Annotated in this window: 14 protein-coding genes and 2 pseudogenes; 11 read left to right on the top strand and 5 right to left on the bottom strand. The window is 70.3% G+C overall.

Annotation, left to right across the window (positions count from 1 at the left end; translation table 11 throughout):
* The first annotated feature begins 227 nt into the window (after positions 1-227).
* From hisC to LNW71_RS14870, 5 genes and pseudogenes are all read left to right on the top strand, one after another.
* On the top strand, positions 228-1,307 hold the full coding sequence (gene hisC, locus LNW71_RS14890; protein WP_250968666.1) for a histidinol-phosphate transaminase: 1,080 nt from the start codon (positions 228-230) through the stop codon (positions 1,305-1,307).
* Between the two features lie 343 nt (positions 1,308-1,650).
* Complete coding sequence (locus LNW71_RS14885; protein ID WP_250968665.1) at positions 1,651-3,159, top strand: cytochrome ubiquinol oxidase subunit I; 1,509 nt, start codon at positions 1,651-1,653, stop codon at positions 3,157-3,159.
* An 18-nt stretch (positions 3,160-3,177) separates the two neighbouring features.
* The gene (gene cydB / locus LNW71_RS14880; RefSeq protein ID WP_250968664.1) at positions 3,178-4,179 is read left to right on the top strand and encodes a cytochrome d ubiquinol oxidase subunit II; all 1,002 of its coding nucleotides are present in this window, start codon (positions 3,178-3,180) and stop codon (positions 4,177-4,179) included.
* A 46-nt stretch (positions 4,180-4,225) separates the two neighbouring features.
* A complete protein-coding gene (gene cydD / locus LNW71_RS14875) occupies positions 4,226-7,756 on the top strand; it encodes a thiol reductant ABC exporter subunit CydD (RefSeq protein WP_250968663.1) in 3,531 nt (1,176 codons plus the stop codon).
* Positions 7,757-7,830: 74 nt separating this feature from the next.
* A pseudogene (locus LNW71_RS14870) lies at positions 7,831-9,605 on the top strand (GAF domain-containing sensor histidine kinase).
* Between the two features lie 118 nt (positions 9,606-9,723).
* Here LNW71_RS14870 and LNW71_RS14865 read toward each other — a convergent pair.
* Positions 9,724-10,613, bottom strand: a pseudogene (locus LNW71_RS14865) (HAD hydrolase family protein).
* Positions 10,614-10,917: 304 nt separating this feature from the next.
* Between LNW71_RS14865 and LNW71_RS14860 the strand changes: the two are divergent.
* Positions 10,918-11,721: an oxaloacetate decarboxylase gene (locus LNW71_RS14860; RefSeq protein ID WP_285802677.1), complete on the top strand. Its 804-nt coding sequence runs from the start codon at positions 10,918-10,920 to the stop codon at positions 11,719-11,721.
* A 114-nt stretch (positions 11,722-11,835) separates the two neighbouring features.
* Positions 11,836-12,795, top strand: a complete 960-nt coding sequence (locus LNW71_RS14855; protein WP_250968661.1) for an LLM class flavin-dependent oxidoreductase — start codon at positions 11,836-11,838, stop codon at positions 12,793-12,795.
* A gap of 72 nt (positions 12,796-12,867) precedes the next feature.
* Here the strand turns inward: LNW71_RS14855 and LNW71_RS14850 are convergent, their stop codons facing one another.
* From LNW71_RS14850 to LNW71_RS14835, 4 genes are all read right to left on the bottom strand, one after another.
* On the bottom strand, positions 12,868-13,410 hold the full coding sequence (locus tag LNW71_RS14850; RefSeq protein ID WP_250968660.1) for an RNA 2'-phosphotransferase: 543 nt from the start codon (positions 13,408-13,410) through the stop codon (positions 12,868-12,870).
* Between the two features lie 148 nt (positions 13,411-13,558).
* Positions 13,559-14,530, bottom strand: coding sequence for a MerR family transcriptional regulator (locus tag LNW71_RS14845; protein WP_250968659.1), 972 nt, complete (start codon positions 14,528-14,530; stop codon positions 13,559-13,561).
* Positions 14,527-16,308: an SDR family oxidoreductase gene (locus tag LNW71_RS14840; RefSeq protein ID WP_250968658.1), complete on the bottom strand. Its 1,782-nt coding sequence runs from the start codon at positions 16,306-16,308 to the stop codon at positions 14,527-14,529. The genes LNW71_RS14845 and LNW71_RS14840 overlap by 4 nt, the downstream gene beginning before the upstream one ends.
* Entirely contained in the window at positions 16,305-17,156 is an 852-nt protein-coding gene (locus tag LNW71_RS14835; RefSeq protein ID WP_250968657.1) for a M24 family metallopeptidase, read from the bottom strand. The genes LNW71_RS14840 and LNW71_RS14835 overlap by 4 nt, the downstream gene beginning before the upstream one ends.
* Positions 17,157-17,412: 256 nt before the next feature.
* Here LNW71_RS14835 and LNW71_RS14830 point away from each other — a divergent pair, with 256 nt between their 5' ends.
* Genes LNW71_RS14830 through LNW71_RS14815 form a run of 4 tightly spaced genes read left to right on the top strand, consistent with a single transcriptional unit; the run spans position 17,413 to position 21,003 of the window.
* Positions 17,413-18,447: an ABC transporter ATP-binding protein gene (locus LNW71_RS14830; RefSeq protein ID WP_250968656.1), complete on the top strand. Its 1,035-nt coding sequence runs from the start codon at positions 17,413-17,415 to the stop codon at positions 18,445-18,447.
* Complete coding sequence (locus LNW71_RS14825) at positions 18,437-19,345, top strand: ABC transporter permease subunit (protein WP_250968655.1); 909 nt, start codon at positions 18,437-18,439, stop codon at positions 19,343-19,345. The genes LNW71_RS14830 and LNW71_RS14825 overlap by 11 nt, the downstream gene beginning before the upstream one ends.
* On the top strand, positions 19,342-20,253 hold the full coding sequence (locus LNW71_RS14820; RefSeq protein WP_250968654.1) for an ABC transporter ATP-binding protein: 912 nt from the start codon (positions 19,342-19,344) through the stop codon (positions 20,251-20,253). The genes LNW71_RS14825 and LNW71_RS14820 overlap by 4 nt, the downstream gene beginning before the upstream one ends.
* A 30-nt stretch (positions 20,254-20,283) precedes the next feature.
* The gene (locus LNW71_RS14815; protein WP_250968653.1) at positions 20,284-21,003 is read left to right on the top strand and encodes an ABC transporter permease; all 720 of its coding nucleotides are present in this window, start codon (positions 20,284-20,286) and stop codon (positions 21,001-21,003) included.
* Positions 21,004-21,130: the final 127 nt, after the last annotated feature.

Here is a 21,130-nt window from a genome sequence, read left to right as displayed (position 1 = left end):
CGGGCCTGATGGGCCTGCCGAAGGGGCGATGTCTCGAAGAGGTCTCAACTCACCTCTTCGAGGGACGCGCGCCACGGAGTGAGCCACCGGCGCGCGCCAGGGAGGGGAGCGCTCCCCCTCATTCCGGGGCCCACCGGACGAATCCTCGGCACCGCCGTTCGCAGCCGCGCCCAATCCTCATAAGGTGAGCAGTATTGATGTGTACAGACGGTCGAGGAGGACCTGCGGTGAGCGAGACGAGCCCCAAGCTGCGCGCCGAGCTGGACGGTGTCCCCGCCTATGTGCCGGGCAAGCCGGCCGCGGCGGACGGACCGACCGCCTTCAAGCTGTCCTCCAACGAGAATCCGTATCCGCCGCTGCCGGGCGTGATGGAGTCCACGATGGCCGCGGCGGCGAATTTCAACCGCTACCCGGACATGGCCTGCACCGGCCTGATGAACGAGCTGTCCGACCGTTTCGGTGTGCCGGTCTCGCACCTGGCCACCGGCACCGGTTCGGTGGGTGTGGCGCAGCAGCTGCTGCAGGCCACCTCCGGGCCGGGCGACGAGGTCATCTACGCCTGGCGCTCCTTCGAGGCGTATCCGATCATCACGCAGGTCAGCGGTGCGACCTCGGTGAAGGTGCCGCTGACCGACGGTGAGGTGCACGACCTCGACGCGATGGCGGACGCGATCACCGACCGGACCCGGATGATCTTCGTCTGCAATCCGAACAACCCGACCGGCACCGTGGTGCGCAGGGCGGAGCTGGAGCGGTTCCTGGACCGGGTGCCGGGCGATGTGCTCGTGGTGCTGGACGAGGCGTACAAGGAGTTCATCCGCGACGTCGAGGTGCCGGACGGTATCGAGATCTACCGGGACCGGCCCAATGTGGCGGTGCTGCGGACATTCTCCAAGGCCTACGGTCTGGCCGGGCTGCGGGTCGGCTTCGCCGTGGCCCATGAGCCGGTGGCGGCCGCTCTGCGCAAGACCGCGGTGCCCTTCGGTGTCAGCCAGCTCGCCCAGGACGCGGCGGTGGCGTCGCTGCGCGCCGAGGACGAACTCCTGGGCCGGGTGGGCTCCTTGGTGTGCGAGCGGCAGCGGGTGCAGGAGACGCTGGCGCGGCAGGGGTGGACCGTGCCGGAGTCCCAGGCGAACTTCGTCTGGCTTCGGCTGGGTGACCGCACCGCAGATTTCGCCGCGGTCTGCGAGAAGGCCGGAGTGGTGGTCCGGCCGTTCGCGGGTGAGGGCGTGCGGGTCACCATCGGGGAGGACGAGGCGAACGACCTGTTCCTGAAGGTGACGGAGTCGTACCGCAAGGAGCTGTAGCGCAGCTCACCGGACGCGTCGGGAGCCCCCGGCCCTGTCCGGCGGACAGGGCCGGACAGGCCCTGACGGCACGCATCCGTACGGAGGCCGGCCCCGTACCTCGTTCGCGAGGTGCGGGGCCTTTCGCATGCCCCGCACCTGGTCGGAGCGGTGTCTGCTTCGGGGGGAATGGCCGGTACGCCCTCGGAGGGGTACCCCGGCCGAGAGTTCGAAAAGGGGGTGCGCCATAATTGCTTGTGAATGTGAACGCGTTCACAAGCGTGTCCCGCTTCCTCCCGTGATCAGTCGGATTTTAAGGACAAACTGCCGGTGCAAACGGCGGCGACGTAAAGGAGAAGACGACGTGGAGCTAGCTCTGGCGCCGGAGACCCTGGCGCGATGGCAGTTCGGAACGACCACCGTCTACCACTTCCTCTTCGTTCCCCTGACGATCTCTCTCGCCGCGCTCACCGCGGGCCTGCAGACCGCCTGGGTGCGGACGAACAAGGAGAAGTACCTCAGGGCCACCAAGTTCTGGGGAAAGCTCTTCCTGATCAACATCGCCATGGGTGTCGTCACCGGCATCGTCCAGGAGTTCCAGTTCGGGATGAACTGGTCGGACTACTCGCGGTTCGTCGGCGACATCTTCGGCGCCCCGCTCGCGTTCGAGGCGCTGATCGCGTTCTTCTTCGAGTCCACCTTCATCGGCCTGTGGATCTTCGGCTGGGACAAGCTGCCGAAGCGGATCCACCTCGCCTGCATCTGGATGGTCTCGATCGGCACCGTCCTCTCCGCCTACTTCATCCTGGCGGCCAACTCCTGGATGCAGCACCCGGTCGGCTACCGCATCAACAAGGAACGCGGGCGCGCCGAGCTCACCGACTTCTGGCGCGTGCTCACCCAGAACACCGCCCTCACCCAGTTCTTCCACACCATCACGGCGGCGTTCCTGGTGGGCGGGGCGTTCATGGTCGGTATCGCCGCCTTCCACCTGGCCCGCAAGAAGCACATCCCGGTCATGCGGACCTCGCTGCGGCTGGGCCTGATCACCGTGGTGATCGCCGGTCTGCTCACGGCCATCAGCGGTGACCAGCTCGGCAAGGTGATGTTTAAGCAGCAGCCGATGAAGATGGCGGCGGCCGAGGCGCTGTGGGACGGGCAGAACTCCGCACCCTTCTCGATCTTCGCGTACGGAGACGTCAGCAAGGGGCACAACTCCGTCGAGATCTCGATCCCCGGAATACTGTCCTTCCTGGCCGACGACAACTTCGACTCGTACGTCCCCGGCATCAACGACATCAACAAGGCCGAGCAGGACAAGTACGGGCCCGGCGACTACCGGCCCAACATCCCGGTCGCCTTCTGGAGCTTCCGGTGGATGATCGGCTTCGGCATGGCGTCGTTCGCCCTCGGGATCCTCGGCCTCTGGCTGACCAGGAAGAAGTTCATGCTGCCGCCGGGCATGCGGACCGGTGAGGACGAAGTGCCGCACCTGGTCCTGTTCAAGAACAAGGCGCTGAGCCCGAAGCTCGCCAGGTGCTACTGGATCGTCGCCCTGTGGACCCTGCTCTTCCCGCTGATCGCCAACTCCTGGGGCTGGATCTTCACCGAGACGGGGCGTCAGCCCTGGGTCGTCTACGGCGTGCTGCAGACCCGCAACGCGGTCTCCCCCGGCGTCTCTCAGGGCGAGGTGCTCACCTCGATGATCCTCTTCACGCTGCTCTACGCGGCGCTCGCCGTGGTCGAGGTCAAGCTGCTCGTGAAGTACATCAAGGCCGGTCCGCCGGAGCTCACCGACGCCGACCTCAACCCGCCCACCAGGATCGGCGGCGACCACGACGACGCCGACCGCCCGATGGCCTTCTCCTACTGAGAGCACAGGAGCCGAGAGATGGAACTCCACGACGTCTGGTTCGTGCTCATCGCCGTCCTCTGGACCGGCTACTTCTTCCTGGAGGGATTCGACTTCGGGATCGGGGTCCTCACCAAGCTGCTGGCCCGGGACCGCAAGGAACGGCGGGTCCTGATCAATACGATCGGGCCCGTCTGGGACGGCAACGAGGTCTGGCTGCTCAGCGCCGGCGGAGCGACCTTCGCCGCGTTCCCCGAGTGGTACGCGACCCTGTTCTCGGGCTTCTACCTGCCGCTGCTGATCATCCTGCTCTGCCTGATCGTGCGCGGTGTCGCCTTCGAGTACCGGGCCAAGCGGCCGGAGGAGAAGTGGCAGGCCAACTGGGAGCACGCGATCTTCTGGACCTCGCTGATTCCGGCCCTGCTCTGGGGCGTGGCCTTCGGGAACATCGTGCGCGGCGTGAAGATCGACGCGGACATGGAGTACGTGGGCAACTTCTGGGACCTGCTCAATCCGTACGCGATCCTCGGCGGGCTGGTCACGCTCTTCCTCTTCACCTTCCACGGGGCGGTGTTCGCGGGGCTCAAGACGGTCGGGGACATCCGCGTCCGGGCGCGCAGCCTGGCGCTGAAGCTGGGGGTGGCCACCGCGGTGCTGGGTCTGGGTTTCCTGATCTGGACCCAGGCCGACAACGGTGACGGCTGGAGCCTGATCGCGATGATCATCGCCGTGGTGGCCCTGGTCGGCGCCATCGGAGCCATCGCCGCGGGGCGCGAGGGCTGGTCCTTCGCCCTCTCCGGCGTGACCATCACGGCCGTGGTCGCCATGTTGTTCCTGACGCTCTTCCCGAACGTCATGCCGTCCTCGCTGAACGACGCATGGAGCCTCACGGTCACCAATGCCTCGTCCACCCCGTACACGCTGAAGATCATGACCTGGTGCGCGGGGATCGCCACTCCCGTCGTGCTGCTGTACCAGGGCTGGACCTACTGGGTGTTCCGCAAGCGGATCGGCACGCACCACATCGCCGACGCGCACTGAAGGCAACGAGTGCCATGACCGAGCCGAGCTCCATGGGGTGTTTCACGTGAAACCGATCGACCCGCGCCTGCTCCGCCACGCCCGTGCCACCCGCCTCTTCCTGGTGGCTGTGGTGGCACTCGGACTGGCCGGGGCGGCGCTGGTCATCGCCCAGGCCATGCTCGTCGCCGAAGTGGTGGTGGGCGGCTTCGAGGACGGCCTCACCGGCTCCGGCCTGTGCACCCCGCTCCTCCTCCTCGCCGCGGTCGCACTGGGCCGGGCCCTGGTCTCCTGGCTCACCGAGCTGGCCGCCTACCGGGCCGGTGCGGCAGTCAAGTCCGAACTGCGCGGACGGCTGCTCGACCGGGCGGCGGCGCTGGGGCCGGAATGGCTGAGCGGGCAGCGCACCGGCTCGCTGGTGGCGCTCGCGACGCGGGGGATCGACGCGCTCGACGACTACTTCTCGCGCTACCTTCCGCAGCTCGGACTCGCGGTGGTGGTGCCGGTGGCGGTGCTCGCCAGGGTGGTCACGGAGGACTGGATCTCGGCGGCGATCATCGTCGTCACCCTGCCGCTCATCCCGCTCTTCATGATTCTCATCGGCTGGGCGACCCAGTCGCGGATGGACCGCCAGTGGCGGCTGCTCTCCCGGCTGTCCGGCCATTTCCTCGACGTGGTCGCCGGGCTGCCGACGCTTAAGGTCTTCGGCCGTGCCAAGGCGCAGGCCGAGTCCATCCGCAGCATCACCTCGCAGTACCGGCTGGCCACCCTGCGCACGCTGCGGATCGCCTTCCTGTCGTCCTTCGCGCTGGAGCTCCTGGCGACGCTCTCGGTGGCCCTCGTAGCCGTCACCATCGGCATGCGGCTCGTGCACGGTGAACTCGACCTCTACACCGGCCTTGTGGTGCTGATCCTCGCGCCCGAGGCCTACCTGCCGCTGCGGCAGGTAGGGGCGCAGTACCACGCCGCCGCAGAGGGGCTCTCGGCCGCTGAGGAGATCTTCTCGGTCCTGGAGACCGAGCCGCGCACGGGCGGTACGAAGGACGTCCCGAAGTCGATGCGCCTGGAACTGGAGGGCGTGACCGTCCGGCACGAAGGGCGCACCGAGCCCTCACTCGCAGCGGCCTCCCTGGTGGTGGACGAGGGGGAGACCGTCGCGCTGGTCGGGCCGAGCGGTGTCGGCAAGTCCACCCTGCTGAACGTGGTGCTGGGATTCGCCGAACCCGACGAGGGGCGGGTACAGGTCGGCGGTGAGGACCTGGCGGCGCTCTCCCCTGAGCGCTGGCGCGAGCGGATCGCCTGGGTGCCGCAGCGCCCGCATCTCTTCGCGGGCACGATCGCGGAGAACGTCCGGCTGGCCCGGCCGGAGGCCGACGACAGCGCGGTGACGGCCGCGCTGCGCGACGCAGGGGCCCACGACTTCGTGACGGAGCTGCCGGACGGTGCCCGCACCCTCCTCGGCGAGGACGGGGCGGGGCTCTCCGCCGGACAGCGGCAGCGGCTCGCGCTCGCCCGTGTGTTCCTCGCCGACCGGCCGGTGCTGCTCCTCGACGAGCCGACCGCGAGCCTGGACGGCGAGACCGAGGCGGGCATCGTCGGGGCGGTACGGAGGCTGGCGGCCGGCCGGACCGTGCTGCTGGTGGTGCACCGCCCGGCGCTTCTCTCGGTCGCCGACCGGGTGGTGACGCTGGAGCCGGGCGCGGTGATGGAGTCGGCGACGACCGCGGGTGCGGTGGCCGCCGGGGTGCCGCGGCAGGCTGGTGGACCGGATGACCTCACGGGCAACGAGGCGGGGCGGGAGCCCGAGGTGCTGCGCGACACCGTGGCCCGGACCGGGCACGTGCTCGGGCGGGTCAGGGTGGCCGCGGGGGCGCAGCGTGGCCGGCTGGCGCTCGCGCTGCTCCTGGGCAGCCTCGCGCTGGGCTCGGCGGTCGGCCTCATGGCCGTCTCCGGCTGGCTGATCTCCCGCGCCTCCGAGCAGCCGCCGGTGCTGTACCTGATGGTCGCGGTGACGGCGACGCGTGCCTTCGGTATCGGGCGGGCGGTCTTCCGCTACGCCGAACGACTCGTCTCGCACGATGCGGTGCTCAGGATGCTCGCCGAGCTGCGCGTCGCCGTCTACCGGGGCCTGGAGCGCGTCGCGCCCGCCGGGCTGCGCCGGACCCGGCGGGGCGATCTGCTCTCGCGGCTCGTCGCCGATGTTGACACCCTGCAGGACTACTGGCTGCGGTGGCTGCTGCCGGCCGGCACCGCGGTGGTCGTGGGGACGGCTGCCGCCGGGTTCACCGGCTGGCTGCTGCCGGAGGCGGGCGTGGTGCTCGCCGCCGGGCTGTTGCTGGCCGGGGTCGGCGTGCCGCTCGTCAGCGGCGCCTGCGCCCGGCATGCGGAGCGGCGGCTGGCGCCCGCCCGTGCCGACCTGGCGACCCGGATCACCGATCTGCTCGGCGGGACGGCCGAGCTGACCGTCGCGGGAGCGCTGCCGGGACGCTCGGCGAGGACCCGGGAGGCCGACGGGGCGCTGACCCGGATCGCCGCCAGGGCGGCGACCGCCACCGCGCTCGGCGGCGGGCTCACCGCCCTGATCGCCGGCCTCACCGTCGTCGCGGCCGCGCTCGTCGCCCTCCCCGCGGTGGCCGACGGGCGGCTGGACGGTGTGGAACTGGCCGTCGTCGTCCTCACCCCGCTGGCCGCCTTCGAGGCCGTGACCGGGCTGCCGCTCGCCGTGCAGTACCGGCAGCGGGTCAAGCGGAGCGCGGAGCGGGTGTACGAGGTGCTGGACGCCCCGGTGCCGGTGCGGGAGCCCGCGGCTCAGGCCGCGGCGCCTGCGTCGCCCTTCCCGCTGGAGGTGCGCGGCCTGTCGGCCCGCTACGCGGGAGCGGGGCGTGACGCCCTGGTCTCCGTGGACCTCACCCTGGAGGCCGGCCGGCGCATCGCGGTCGTGGGCCCGTCAGGGTCCGGGAAGACCACCCTCGCCCAGGTCCTGCTCCGCTTCCTGGACGCGCGGGAGGGTGCCTACCGGATCGGTGGTGTGGAGGCGTCCGAGCTGGACGGGGACACCGTTCGCCGGTTCGTCGGTCTGTGCGCCCAGGACGCCCACATCTTCGACAGCTCCATCCGGGAGAACCTGCGGCTGGCCCGTACCGGGGCGACGGACGGCGAACTGCGCGACGCGCTCGCGCGGGCCCGGCTGCTCGACTGGGCCGAGGCGCTGCCGGACGGTCTGGACACCCTCGTCGGCGAACACGGCGCCCGGCTCTCCGGCGGCCAGCGCCAGCGTCTCGCGCTGGCCAGGGCGCTCCTCGCGGACTTCCCCGTGCTCGTGCTGGACGAGCCGGCCGAGCACCTCGACCTCCCGACGGCCGACGCCCTGACCGCGGACCTGCTGGCGGCCACCCGCGGACGCACGACCCTGCTCATCACCCACCGGCTCGAAGGGCTGGACGCCGTCGACGAGGTGATGGTCCTGGAGGCGGGCGCGGTGGTACAGCGTGGCCCGTATGCGGCTCTCGTGGCGGTGGACGGTCCGCTGAGCCGGATGCTGGAGCGCGAGCGGCGGACCGTGCGGGAGCCGGACGGGCTCCTGGAGGCGCGGGTCTGAGCCGTTCCCCTCCCAGCTCCTCGATCCCAGCTCCCCGACTTTCCCCCACAAAAGGGACTAACTACTCTCTGGGTATGTCAGAGCAGGGCCCGAAGCACCCGAAGGATCCGAAGCACCGGACGGATCCGCACCCGGAACACGCGGAGCATCCGGAAGAGCCGGAGGGCGCGCTCGAAGCCGCGACGGAAGCGACCCGCGGTCTACAGGGCCTGTCGACCGAGCTCACAGCCCGCGTACCGAGGCTGCTGGAAGCCATGCGTTCCGTCGGCACCGGGCTCGAACTGCACACCACTCTCGACCGCATCTGCGAGACGGCGGCGGAACTGGCCCACGCCCGCTACGCCGCCATCGGCGTCGTGGACGAGGAGGGCAGAGGGCTCTCGGACTTCGTCACCTACGGAGCTCCGGAGTCGGTGGCGAGAGAGATCGGCCACCGGCCGGACGGCCGTCGGGGGCTGCTCGGAGCTCTGATCCACGACCCGCGTCCGCTGCGACTGGCCGACCTGACGGCCGACCCGAGGTTCGCCGGCTTCCCGCCCGGCCATCCCCCGATGCGGACCTTCCTCGGCGTTCCGATCCGGGTCCAGGGCGAGATCTTCGGCAATCTCTATCTGGCCGAGAAGGACGGCGGGGCCGAGTTCAACGACTACGACCTGCACATGCTGCGGGTGCTGGCCACCGAGGCCGGCATCGCCATCGGCAACGCCCGGCTGTACGAGGCCGCCCGGCAGCGCGAGCGGTGGATCGACGGCTCGGTGGCCGTGACGACCGCGCTGCTCTCCGGCGGGGACGCCGACGACGCGCTCGCGGTCGTCGCCGAACAGGCCCGCCATCTCGCCGGCTCCGCCGCCGGGATCGTGCTGCTGCCGGCCGAGGACGGGGGCTGGAGATCGTCGCCGTGTCCGCGGACGACCCGAGCGCCGCGCTCGGGGTGATCATCCCGGCGCAGAGTCCGGTGGTCGGGATGCTGCTGGGCGGCGAGGCCGTCTTCATCGACGACTCGGCCGCCGACTCCCGGCTGATCACCAGGCTGGCGGACCGGTTCGGGCCGAACATGCTGCTTCCGCTGCACAGTGGGGGCCGGGTGCTCGGCGCGCTCGCCACCCCGCGGGCCAAGGGTGCCCGGCCGTTCACGGAGACGGAACGGACCCTGGCGGCCCAGTTCGCCTCACAGGCCGCGCTGGCGCTGATGATGGCCGAGGCGCAGCGGGACCGGGAACGGCTCGCGGTCTACGAGGACCGTGACCGGATCGCCAGGGACCTGCACGACCTGGTCATCCAGCGGCTGTTCGCCACCGGGATGATGCTGGAGAGCGCTCAGCGCCGGTCGGACGTGCCGGAGGTGCAGACCGGTGTCGGGCGCGCGGTCGACGAGCTGGACGTGACCATCCAGGAGATCCGTACCGCCATCTTCGCGCTGCAGCAGGAGCCGGCCGAGGCGCCGTCCGGGTTGCGCACCCGCGTGCTGCGCGAGATCAACATGGCGGCGGTCCCGCTGGGCTTCAAACCGTCCCACCGGTTCCTCGGCCCGGTGGACTCCCTGGTCGGCGAGCTGACCGGCAAGAACCTGATCGCGGCGCTGCGCGAAGCACTGTCCAACGCCTTCCGGCATGCCGATGCGTCACGTATCGACGTGGCCGTCGACGCGACCGCCGCGCTTCCCGACGGGCGGGAGGCGGTACGGCTCTCGGTCGCCGACGACGGGGTCGGCATCCCGGCGGGCGGCCGGCGCAGTGGTCTTCGCAACCTGGCCCGCCGGGCGGAATCGCTCGGCGGGGCCAGCTGGTTCGGGCCCGGCCTCGGAGAGGACGGCGGCGGCACGACGGTGGTGTGGCAGGCACCGCTCTGAGCCGTGGCCTGCGTGTGGCTCCGGTCGGTCCAGTGCTCTCCTGCGGACAGCTCGGACGAGGGCATGAGCGCTGGGTGCGGCCCCTGCCGGTGGAGCGCCCCGTGCGGCTTCCGCCGGTTCAGCGCTCCGTCGGCTCCGCCGGTCCAGCGCTCCGTGCGGTCATTGACCGCTCGGCGAGGATCCGCTCGATGACGACCGCGACGCCGTCCTCGTCGTTGGTGACGGTACGGCCGGTGGCCGCCGCCAGTGCGGCCGGGTGGGCGTTGCCCATCGCGTACGAGGTGCCGGCCCAGCGCAGCATCTCCACGTCGTTGGGCATGTCCCCGAAGGCGACGACCTCGGCCGGGGTGATGCCGCGTTCGGCGCAGCAGAGCTCAAGCGTGCTGGCCTTGGAGACGCCGGGTCCGCTGACCTCCAGGAGGGCCGTGGGGCTGGACCTCGTGAAGGAGGCCCGGTCGCCCGCGGTCTCACGGGCCAGGGCGAGGAAGTCGTCGGGGGCCAGTTCACGGTGGTGGGCGAGGAGCTTCAGCACGGGGGCGCCGGCGCCAGGCGTCTCCTCGTGGAGCAGCTTCTCGGCGACGGCCACGGTGGCGCCGGGGTCGAGGTGGAAGGGCGGGTAGGCCGGTTCGTAGTGGATACCCGTGGCCAGCTCGACGGCGAAGGAGGTGCCGGGGGCGGCCGCGCGCAGCGTGTGCACGACGTCGAGGGCGGCCGCGCGCTCCAGGGTCGGACCTTCAGCAGCCGGCCGTCGGCGTGCAGATCGGCGACGGCGGCGCCGTTGGCGCAGATCGCCAGACCGTGGCCGTGCACGTGGTCGCTGACGACGCCCATCCAGCGGGCGGGGCGGCCGGTGACGAAGAAGACCTCGATCCCGGCCTCCTCGGCGGCGGCGAGCGCCGCGACCGTGCGGTCCGAGACGGTCTTGTCGTCGCGCAGGAGGGTGCCGTCCAGATCGGTGGCGATCAGCCGGGGAACGGCAGGAGCGGGCGAATCGGTAGCTGAGGTCACCGCTTCATTCTCGCGCACGAGCGTGCACGGGCGTGCGCAGGGGCGCACATTTGAGTGCGCACGCGCCTGAGCAGGAGAACATTCCACTGGCATATGTCGACTGCGCCGCAGGCGTCGCGATCACCGTGACACCGCACGAACAGGCCCACGCTCCCGCGGACGGAGTGTTTCCATCGGTGGACGACAGCGCGTGTGCCGTCGCTTCGACGGGCCGCCGTGTCGGGCCGGGACACCTACCGAGGGGGAGAGTGACAGTGCAACTGTCCGTAGGAGAGCTGCAGTCCAGGGTGCCGCGTTCCGGGAGCTGCACAACGGGACCGAACCCTTCGTGATCCCCAATCCATGGAACGCGGGAACAGCTCAGATCCTGACAGGGCTTGGCTTCCCGGCACTCGCGACGACCAGCGCCGGCCTCGCGGTCGCGCTCGGTGTGCCGGACGGTGCCGATCTGCTGGACTGCGAGAGGGTGCTGGCGAACGCCCGCGAGATCGTCGCCGCGACGCCGCTGCCGGTCTCCGCCGACCTGGAGAGCGGATTCGCCGCTACCCCGCAGGGCGTCGCCGACACCATTCGCGCTGCGGCGGACGCGGGCCTGGTGGGCGGCTCGATCGAGGACGCGACGGGGTTGCCGGGCGCTCCGGTCCGTCCGCTCGCGGAGGCGGTGGACCGGGTGACGGCCGCGGTGGAGGCCGCGCGCGCCCTGCCCTTCCCGTTCACCGTCACCGCACGTGCGGAGAATTTCCTCTACGGACTTCCTGACCTGGACGACACGATCCGTCGACTGCGGGCCTACGAGCAGGCGGGCGCAGATGTGCTCTACGCGCCAGGACTGCCGTCGGCCGACGCCGTGCGCGCGGTGTGCGGCTCGGTCGGCCGGCCGGTCAACGTCCTTGCGGGGAGCCAGAATCCGGCGCTGGGTGTGGCCGAGCTCGCGGCCTGCGGCGTGCGCCGGATCAGCCTCGGGTCGACACTGTCGCGGGCGGCGCTGGGCGGATTCGTCCGGGCGGCCCGTGAGGTGCTCGACCACGGGACCTTCGGGTTCGTCGCGGACGCCCCGCCCTACGGTGAGGTGAACCGGTGGATGGCGCGGCCGCCCCGGAGTACCTGAGGGGAGCGCCACCGCGCCTGCTTGCGGGTGGGCACCAGGACGCTGGGCAGAGGTGCTGCTGCAGGTGTACGAGCGAAAGGTGTGGTCCACCCGTTCCGCCGTAAACTCTGATTCATGAGCACCACTCTGCGCCTCAGCACCGTGATCCTGCCCGTCCGCCGCTGGCACGAGGGTGGTCGCTCCCAGTGGCAGCGTGCCGAGGAGCTGGGTCTGCATGCCGCGTACACCTACGACCACCTGGCCTGGCGTGCCTTCCGGGACGGTCCCTGGTTCGGCGCCGTTCCCACACTGACCGCGGCAGCCTGCGCAACGTCGCGGCTGCGGTTGGGGACGCTCGTCACCTCGCCGAACTTCCGGCATCCGGTCACGCTCGCCAAGGAACTGATCTCGCTCGACGACATCTCCGGTGGCCGCGTCACGCTGGGTATCGGCGCGGGCGGCAGCGGCTTCGACGCGACGACGCTCCTGCGGGGCGACGAGCAGCCGTGGACCCCGCGCGAGCGTGCCGACCGTTTCGGCGAGTTCGTGCCGCTGCTGGACGAGCTGCTCCGCGAGCCGGCCGGACTGACGCGCGAGGGCGAATTCTACGCCGCCCATGAGGCGCGGAACCTCCCGGGGTGCGCACAACGGCCGCGGCTGCCGTTCGCGGTCGCCGCCACAGGACCGCGCGGACTCAGGGTCGCCGCGCAGTACGGCCAGGCGTGGGTGACCACGGGTGATCCGAAGCTGTACGAGTCGGGCAGTGCCGCCCAGTCGCTCGACGCCATCCGTGGCCAGGTCGCCAAGCTGGGCAAGGCCTGCGCGGAGGGCGGCCGGGACGCGGACGGGCTGGACAAGATCCTGCTCACCGGTTTCACCCCGGAGTTCAACCCGGAGCTCGCAGGCGGGGGCGGGCGCCCCTTCGACTCCGTCGACGCGTTCGTGGACTTCGCGGGGAGGCATGCGGAGCTCGGCTTCACCGAGATCGTGATCCATGCGCCGGTGCCTGCCGACGGACCGGAGTTCGCCGCGGCGGTGGCGGACGAGAGGCTCTTCGAGGAGATCGCGACGCAGGCGCCGGCCCAGCTCGCCTGATGCCGGCGGCCGGTTCTGCCGGGTAGCGGTACGGCTGCCGCGGTGCACGGCGGTGACCGGAGGGCCGGCGGCTCAGTCGGGCAGGCGCAGGAACTCCGGAGGCACGGCAGCCGTGAGCCAGACCCCGTTGGCGCTGACGCAGAAGGTGTGGCCTGCCCGGTGCATCGCACCGCTGTCCACGGACAGGACGACGGGGCGGCCGCGCCGGGCCCCGACACGGGTCGCCGTCTCACGGTCGGGCGAGAGGTGGACGTGGGTGCGGTTCATCGGCCGCAGCCCCTCGCTGCGGATCGCGTCCAGGGACCGGCCGACCGTGCCGTGGTAGAGGTAGGCGGGCGGTTCGGCCGGCGGCAGGTCCAGGTCGACGGCGACGGTGTGGCCCTGGCTCGCCCGGATGCGGCCGTCCTCGACGGCGAAGCGCTGCTTGTCGTTGGAGACGACGACATGATCGAGTTCGGCGCGGGTGAACGGGAAGTGGTGGCGGGCCGCGGCCCGCAGCAGCTCGTCGATGGACACCCAGCCGTTGGCGTCGAGCCGGAGCCCGATCCGCTCGGGCTGATGCCGCAGGTGCTTCGAGAGGTACTTGGACACCTTGACGGTGCGTCTTTCATCCATCCGCCAAGCGTGCCCGTCACCTCGGCTCCGGCGCATCCAAATTTTGTCCACGATTCACAGCAGCAATTTTCGTCCACAGGTTTGATCCACAGCCAACTCGGGTTATCCACAGGTAATTTGACGATTCTGTGGACAAGTGGCTTGCCAATTAACCTATTTGATCAACTTGTTCCGCATTAAGGTGAGATGAGGCAAGTGCATCCAATGTCCTTGCCTGTACCTCACGTTCCGTGGCGGCCGTGACGAAGGCCGAGGCGTGCTCGGGCCCAACGAGACTGTGCACCGCGGCGATTGTGGCCGGCGGGAGGGCAACCGGGACGGGTCCTGGTGAGGCGGGGCCCGGGGCGAAGGGCTCCTCCGCGCTCAGGTGATGCTCCAGGTGCCGGGTGGCGAAGGTCCGCATTGCACGGGCAAGTTCGGCGTCGACCGTCTGCTGTGCGAGTGGCCGGAGCCGGCGCACCATCGAGGCTGCCTCGGCCGCGTCCGCATCGGTCGGCGGCCGATGGCCCAGGTAGCGGGCGAAGACGTGCTCGGTGGTGAACTCCAGGAAGCGGGAAGCGATCTGCTCGACCTGTCCCCGAAGCTCCCTGAGATGACCGGAGATTGCGGAGAGCGGCACGCCTGCCGCGTACAACTCGACTGCCACCGCCAGCTCCTGTGGGCTGGGCACCAGGAACTCGTCCTGCCGGCCGGGAATCCGTTCGAGCACGCCGAGGTCCACCGCCTCGGCGACCGCCTGCTCGTCATGGGTGCCGCCGAACTTCACGTTCAGCTCGTCCCGGGTGATCCGGTCCGCGCGCTCGTCGGTCCACGGTCCGTGCACCTCGGCGACGAGCCCGAGCACTCCGCCGAGGCCGCGGCCCGTGTCCCAGGCCTCCAGCAACTCCTTGATGCTGGCCAGGGTGTAGCCGCGGTCGAGCAGGTCGGCGATCTGCCCGAGCCGGGAGAGATGGGTGTCCCGGTACACATTGGCCCGGCCCCGCCGCTCCGGGGTCGGCAGCAGGCCGCGGTCCTGGTAGGCGCGGATCGTGCGGACCGTGGCGCCGCTCGCGTGCGCCAGGTCCTCGATCCGGTACTCCGCGCCCGATCGCCCGGCCGCCGACGGCCCGGAGCCGCTCACAGCGGCGGCTTCAGCCGTGCGACGCCTCGCAGCGCGGCGGGACTGAGCCGGGACAGAAACCGGGCGGCATGGGATTCCGGCGTCACCGGCACGACGGCCTGGTTGCGGACGACCGCCCGCAGGATCGCCTCGGCGACCTTCTCCGGCGGGTAGTTGCGCACCCCGTAGAGCCGGCTCGTCCGCTTCTGCAGCCGCTTCTCCTCCGCCTCGTCGGTTCCGGCGAAGCGAGTGGTCGCGGTGATGTTCGTGTTGACGATGCCGGGGCAGATCGCGCTGACCCCGATCGACTTCTCGGCGAGCTCGGCGCGCAGGCATTCGCTGAGCATCAGCACGGCGGCCTTCGACGTGCTGTACGCGGGCAGCGCGCGGGACGGCTGATACGCGGCAGCCGAGGCGGTGTTGACGATGTGACCGCCCTGCCCGCGCTCGGCCATCTGCTTGCCGAAGAGCCGGCAGCCGTGGATGACCCCCCACAGATTGACGTCGAGGACGTTCTTCCAGTCCTCGCTGGTCGTCTCAAGGAACGAGCCGGACAGCCCGATGCCGGCGTTGTTCACCAGCACGTCCACGATGCCGTACTCGGCGGCGACCTTCTCGGCGAGCTTCTCCATCGCCTGCTCGTCGCTCACGTCGACCGCCTCGCCCCAGGCAGCCGGGGCGCCGATCAGCCGGGCCAGCTCCGCCGTCCTGGCCGCCCCGTCCGCATCCCGGTCCACGGCCACCACGCGGGCGCCGGCCTCGGCGAACGCGAAGGCCGTGGCCCTGCCGATACCGCCGGCCGCCCCCGTCACCAGGACGAGCTGTCCGCCGAACCGGTGCGCGTACGCACCCTTGGGCGCGATGTCCTGCACCGGTATGCCGCCCTGCACGGCCGCCTCGTTGGCGGCGGCGAACTCGTTGATCCAGGAGGCGAGCTGGTCCGGCCTGGTGCGCGGTACCCAGTGCTTGGCCGGCAGCGAGCGGCGGGTCAACTGCGGCACCCATGACTCGAGGTCGTCGTAGAGCTGCTCGGACAGGAAGATGTCGCCGGTAGGCGTGATCAGCTGGACCGGCACATGCGCGTAGGCGTCGGCACGGGGCCTGCGCAGCCGCGCGCGGACGTTGTCGCGGTAGAGCCAGGCTCCGTGCGCCGCGTCGTCGGGCAGGGACGGTGTCGGGTAGTCGCCCGGAGGCACCTTCTCCAGCCGCTCCAGGATGCGGGGCCACCGTTTGCCGAGCGGGCCGCGCCAGGCGAGCTCCGGCAGTACCGGCGTATGCAGCATGTACACGTACCAGGACTTGGCGCCCTGGCCCATCAGCTGGCCGACCCGGCGTGGAGTGGGCCGGGCCATCCGCTTCTTGATCCAGTGCCCGAAGTGGTCCAGAGAGGGGCCGGACATCGAGGTGAAGGAGGCGATCCGGCCCTCGGTGCGGCTGACCGTCGCGAACTCCCAGGCCTGGACCGAACCCCAGTCGTGCCCGACCACATGCACCGGCCGGTCCGGGCTCACCGCGTCGACGACGGCCAGGAAGTCGTCGGTCAGCTTCTCCAGCGTGAAGCCCCCGCGCAGCGGGACGGGCGCCGTCGAGCCGCCATGGCCGCGCACGTCGTACAGCACGACGTGCCACCGTTCGGCCAGCTGCCGGGCGACCTGCGTCCAGACCTCCTTGCTGTCCGGGTAGCCGTGCACCAGCACGATCGTCGGACGCGTCGCGTCGCCCAGCTCGGCCACGCACAGCTCGATACCGCCCGTGGCCACCCGGCGCTCGCGCGCCCCCGGCAGGTTCCGCAGACTCATGCCGCCACCCTCTCCTCGGCCCAGCGCCGCACATGCGGCAGATCGTCGTCCAGCCAGAAGGCGCTCTGTTCGGGGTCCCGTGAGTCGGTGACCACCAGGATCTCCTCGAACTTCGCGCCCGTACCCCGGAATCCGAGGTGTGGTTCGACCGCCCACAGGCCCGGCTGCGGAGGGTGGTCGGAGAAGCGGTACGGACTCCAGAGCGGCGACCAGCCGTCCCGGTGCCCGTGCACCGCATCGTTCAACAGGCCCTTGAGTGACTGGGTGCCGAACCCGAACACCTGCGGTGACCAACGGCGTTCGGTGACCCGGTCGATCTTGTGGGCGATGACGCCGAAGGGGTAGGCGCGGTGCCGGTTGGCGTATCCCTGCCTGATCATCAGGCGTTCGACGTCCTCGTAGATCTCGCGCAGCGGACGCCGCTCGCGCACCTCGCGCAGGAGCAGCTCGCGGTGGACCTCCAGGTCGGCGAGCAGCTTGTCGTGCAGCGGATTCAGCCCCAGGCAGCCGGAGTACCCGATGTCCGCGGTGAATCCCTTGTACACCGGGGCCATGTCGAGGATGAACGGCATCCCCGGCTCCAGCTGCCGGTTGGTCGGGAAGAACTGCAGCGGCACCTTGAAACCGGAGAACGCCGTGCGGTCCCCGAACCAGGCGAAGGGAAGGTGGAACCAGTCCCGCACACCGCGCTCACGCAGCCACTCGCGCTGCATCCGGGCCGCCTCCCGCTCCGTCACCCCCGGCTTCAGGCGGGCGGCGACCGCTTCCGCGCAGGCGTACGCGAGACGCTGCACGTCCCTGAACCCCGCAAGCTCCGGGGCCCGTTCGTCCTTCACTCGCGAGGCCATGCCACCGTCCGTTCCCTGCCGTGTGCGGTACGTGCCCGTAACGTGACACTGATGAATGTGACAATGTCCGGCGGCTACGTCAAGGGGTGCGCCTGACCTGTGGACAACTCCGCGGCCGGCCGGGGGCTGCCGCACGCGCGGGCGCCCCGCTCCTCCTCCATGGGGTCCCCCTACGGGTCCGTACATCTGGAGTCTGACGAGAATCCAGCCGTCAGGTCTGACGACCTCTGTGGTCCGCGCCACTACCGTCGATGACGTGACAGTCATTGCGACCGAAAGCCTGAGCAAGCGGTTCCCCCGGGTGACCGCGCTTGACCGGCTCTCCTTGGACATCGGCCCCGGTGTGACCGGGCTGGTGGGCGCCAACGGAGCCGGCAAGTCCACGTTGATCAAGATCCTGCTGGGTCTGTCCCCCGCCACCGAAGGCCGGGCCGCGGTGCTCGGGCTCGATGTCTCGACCAGCGGCGCCGCCATCCGGGAACGGGTGGGCTACATGCCCGAGCACGACTGCCTGCCGCCGGACGTCTCGGCCACCGAGTTCGTCGTCCACATGGCGAGGATGTCCGGACTGCCGCCGACCGCGGCACGCGAACGCACCGCGGACACGCTGCGCCACGTCGGGCTTTACGAGGAGCGCTACCGACCCATCGGCGGCTACTCGACCGGCATGAAGCAGCGGGTGAAGCTGGCCCAGGCGCTGGTCCACGACCCGCAGCTGGTCCTCCTGGACGAGCCGACCAACGGCCTGGACCCGGTCGGCCGGGACGAGATGCTGGGCCTGATCCGGCGGGTGCACACCGACTTCGGCATCTCGGTCCTGGTCACCTCGCACCTCCTGGGCGAACTGGAGCGCACCTGCGACCACGTCGTCGTCATCGACGGCGGCGCGCTGCTGCGCTCCAGCTCCACCAGTGATTTCACCCAGACCACCACGACCCTCGCGGTCGAGGTCACGGACAGCGACGCCCACCCCGACGGCACCGACGCCCTGCGCCAGGTGCTCACCGGCACGGGGATCAAGCTGGTGGGCCTCGACGGCCTGGACACGGCGGGGCTGCCGGGGGCGGGACACATCCTGCTGATCGAGGCGACCGGCGAGGAGACGTACGACATCGTCCGCGACAGTGTCGCCGGCCTCGGTCTCGGGCTCGTCCGGATGGAACAGCGCCGTCACCACATCGCCGAGGTCTTCCGTACCGAAGAGGCACCGGCGGCGCAGGCCGTGGCACAGCAGGCGTCCGTGGCCGCCGGGGCCGTACAGCAGAAGGGGAGCGGTAGCGATGAGCACTGAGACCGGCGCCGCGACCGGGAGCGACACGTCCCGGATCCACAACATCGGCTACCGCGCCTACGACGGCCCGCGCCTGGGGCGTGCCTACGCGCGCCGCTCGCTCTACTCGCAGTCCCTGCGGGGCTCCTTCGGACTCGGCCGCTCGGTCAAGTCCAAGGTGCTTCCCATGCTGCTGTTCGGTGTGATGTGCCTGGTGGCGGCGATCCTCGTGGCCGTCGCCATCGCCACCCCGAGCTCGACGAAACTGCCCATCCAGTACACCTCGTACGCGGTCTACCTGCAGGCCGTCATCGGTCTGTTCATCGCCGCGCAGGCACCGCAGTCGGTCTCCAGGGACCTTCGGTTCAAGAGTGTGCCGCTGTACTTCTCCCGGCCGATCGAGCGGACCGACTACGTCGTCGCCAAGTTCGCCGCCATGGCCTCCGCCCTTTTCGTCCTCACCGGTACGCCCCTGGTGATCCTCTATGTGGGCGCGCTGCTGGGGAAGTTCGACTTCGGCGACCAGACCAAGTGGTTCGCCCAGGGAATGGTGTCGGTGGCGCTGCTTTCCGTACTCTTCGCCGGTCTGGGTCTCGTGATGGCCGCGCTGACCCCGCGCCGCGGCTTCGGTGTCGCCGCGGTGATCGCCGTGCTCACCATCTCCTACGGTGCGGTCTCCACGGTCCAGGGCATCGCCTGGTCGACGGGGTCCACCGGGGCCGTTCCGTGGCTGGGGCTGTTCTCCCCGATCACGTTGATCGACGGTGTGCAGACCGCGTTCCTCGGGGCCACCTCCGCCTTCCCCGGAGGGGAAGGCCCGGGGGCCGGTGCCGGAGTGGTCTATCTGATCGTTGTTCTCGCGCTCGTCGCCGGCTCGTACGCCGTACTGATGCGCCGCTACCGGAGGGTCGGGCTGTGACCACCATCGAGATCGACCACACCTCCCGCTGGTTCGGCAATGTGGTCGCCGTCAACGACGTGAGCATGACGGTGGGGCCGGGCGTCACCGGTCTGCTGGGCCCCAACGGTGCGGGCAAGTCCACGCTGATCAACATGATGGCCGGATTCCTCGCCCCGTCGACGGGCACGGTCACGCTCGACGGCAAGGCGATCTGGCGCAACGAAGCCGTGTACCGGGCGATCGGCATCGTGCCGGAACGGGAGGGGATGTACGACTTCCTGACCGGACGCGAATTCGTGATGGCCAACGCGGAACTGCACGGTCTCGGCGACGCCGAGGCCGCCCGCGCGCTGGCCACGGTCCAGATGGAGTATGCGCAGGACCGCAAGATCTCGACGTACAGCAAGGGCATGCGCCAGCGCGTGAAGATGGCCTCCGCTCTGGTCCACGACCCGTCCGTGCTGCTGCTCGACGAGCCGTTCAACGGTATGGACCCGCGTCAGCGGATGCAGCTGATGGAACTGCTGCGACGGATGGGAGCGGAGGGGCGCACGGTTCTCTTCTCCTCCCACATCCTCGAAGAGGTCGAGCAACTCGCCTCGCACATCGAGGTGATCGTGGCCGGGCGGCATGCGGCGTCCGGCGACTTCCGGAAGATCCGCCGGCTGATGACGGACCGTCCGCACCGCTATCTCGTACGGTCCAGCGACGACCGCGCGCTCGCTGCCGCGCTCATCGCCGACCCGTCGACGGCCGGGATCGAAGTGGACCTGACCGAACAGGCCCTGCGCATCCAGGCGGTCGACTTCGGACGCTTCACCACGCTGCTGCCGAAGGTGGCACGCGAGCAGGGCATCCGGCTGCTGACCGTTTCGCCGTCCGACGAATCCCTCGAATCGGTCTTTTCCTATCTCGTAGCGGCCTGAGTAGTGGCCTGAAAGGAGCTGTGAAGCGTCATGTACGACCCCACAGTCGCCCGGCTCACCTACCGGGCCCTGCTCGGCCGGCGCCGGGCCGCCATCCTCTTCGTCCTGCCCGCACTTCTGGTGATCATCGCGGTGGCGGTACGGATGTTCGCCGGTGCCGATGACCAGGTCGCCTCGGACGTGCTGGGCGGCTTCGCCATCGCCACCATGGTGCCGCTGATCGGTGTGATCGCCGGCACCGGGGCGATCGGGCCCGAGATCGACGACGGCTCGATCGTCTATCTGCTGGCCAAGCCGGTGACCCGGCCGACGATCATCTTCACCAAGCTGATCGTGGCGATCGCCGTGACGATGGTGTTCTCGGCGGTGCCGACCCTGATCGCCGGACTGATCCTGAACGGCAACGGCCAGCAGATCGCGGTGGCTTACACGATCGCCGCCCTCGTCGCCTCGATCGCCTACAGCGCGCTGTTCCTGCTCCTCGGGACGGTCAGCCGGCACGCGGTGGTCCTCGGACTCGTCTACGCGCTGGTGTGGGAGGCCCTCTTCGGCAGCCTGGTACCCGGCGCCCGCACGCTCAGCGTCCAGCAGTGGTCGCTCGCCCTGGCCGAGAAGGTCGGCGGGGGCGGCGCCATCACCTCCGACGTCGGGCTGCCGCTCGCGACGGTGCTGCTGATCGCGGTCACCGTCGCGGCGACCTGGTACGCGGGCCAGAAGCTGCGCACCCTGAAGCTCGCCGGCGAGGAGTGAGCACAGGCGTCCCTGCGATGCGACAACCCCTGCCCATCGGGCGGGGGTTGTCGCATGTCGGACAGTCTTACGCGTGACTGTACGGTTATCGGTTCGTTGTTCATGTCGCGTGGAGGCAACTGGAATC

Source organism: Streptomyces sp. RKAG290, from assembly GCF_023701695.1.
In the GTDB taxonomy this organism is placed as follows: domain Bacteria; phylum Actinomycetota; class Actinomycetes; order Streptomycetales; family Streptomycetaceae; genus Streptomyces.
Note: the sequence above shows the minus strand (reverse complement) of the source record. Positions and strands in the feature narration are given on the sequence as shown.

Bases quoted from the DNA above. Each gene is read 5' to 3' on its own strand.
- LNW71_RS14855 (WP_250968661.1), top strand. From the start codon at position 11,836: ATGAGCACCACTCTGCGCCTCAGCACCGTGATCCTGCCCGTCCGCCGC.
- LNW71_RS14840 (WP_250968658.1), bottom strand. From the start codon at position 16,308: ATGAGTCTGCGGAACCTGCCGGGGGCGCGCGAGCGCCGGGTGGCCACG.
- LNW71_RS14850 (WP_250968660.1), bottom strand. From the start codon at position 13,410: ATGGATGAAAGACGCACCGTCAAGGTGTCCAAGTACCTCTCGAAGCAC.
- LNW71_RS14825 (WP_250968655.1), top strand. From the start codon at position 18,437: ATGAGCACTGAGACCGGCGCCGCGACCGGGAGCGACACGTCCCGGATC.
- LNW71_RS14835 (WP_250968657.1), bottom strand. From the start codon at position 17,156: ATGGCCTCGCGAGTGAAGGACGAACGGGCCCCGGAGCTTGCGGGGTTC.
- cydB (WP_250968664.1), top strand. From the start codon at position 3,178: ATGGAACTCCACGACGTCTGGTTCGTGCTCATCGCCGTCCTCTGGACC.
- LNW71_RS14815 (WP_250968653.1), top strand. From the start codon at position 20,284: ATGTACGACCCCACAGTCGCCCGGCTCACCTACCGGGCCCTGCTCGGC.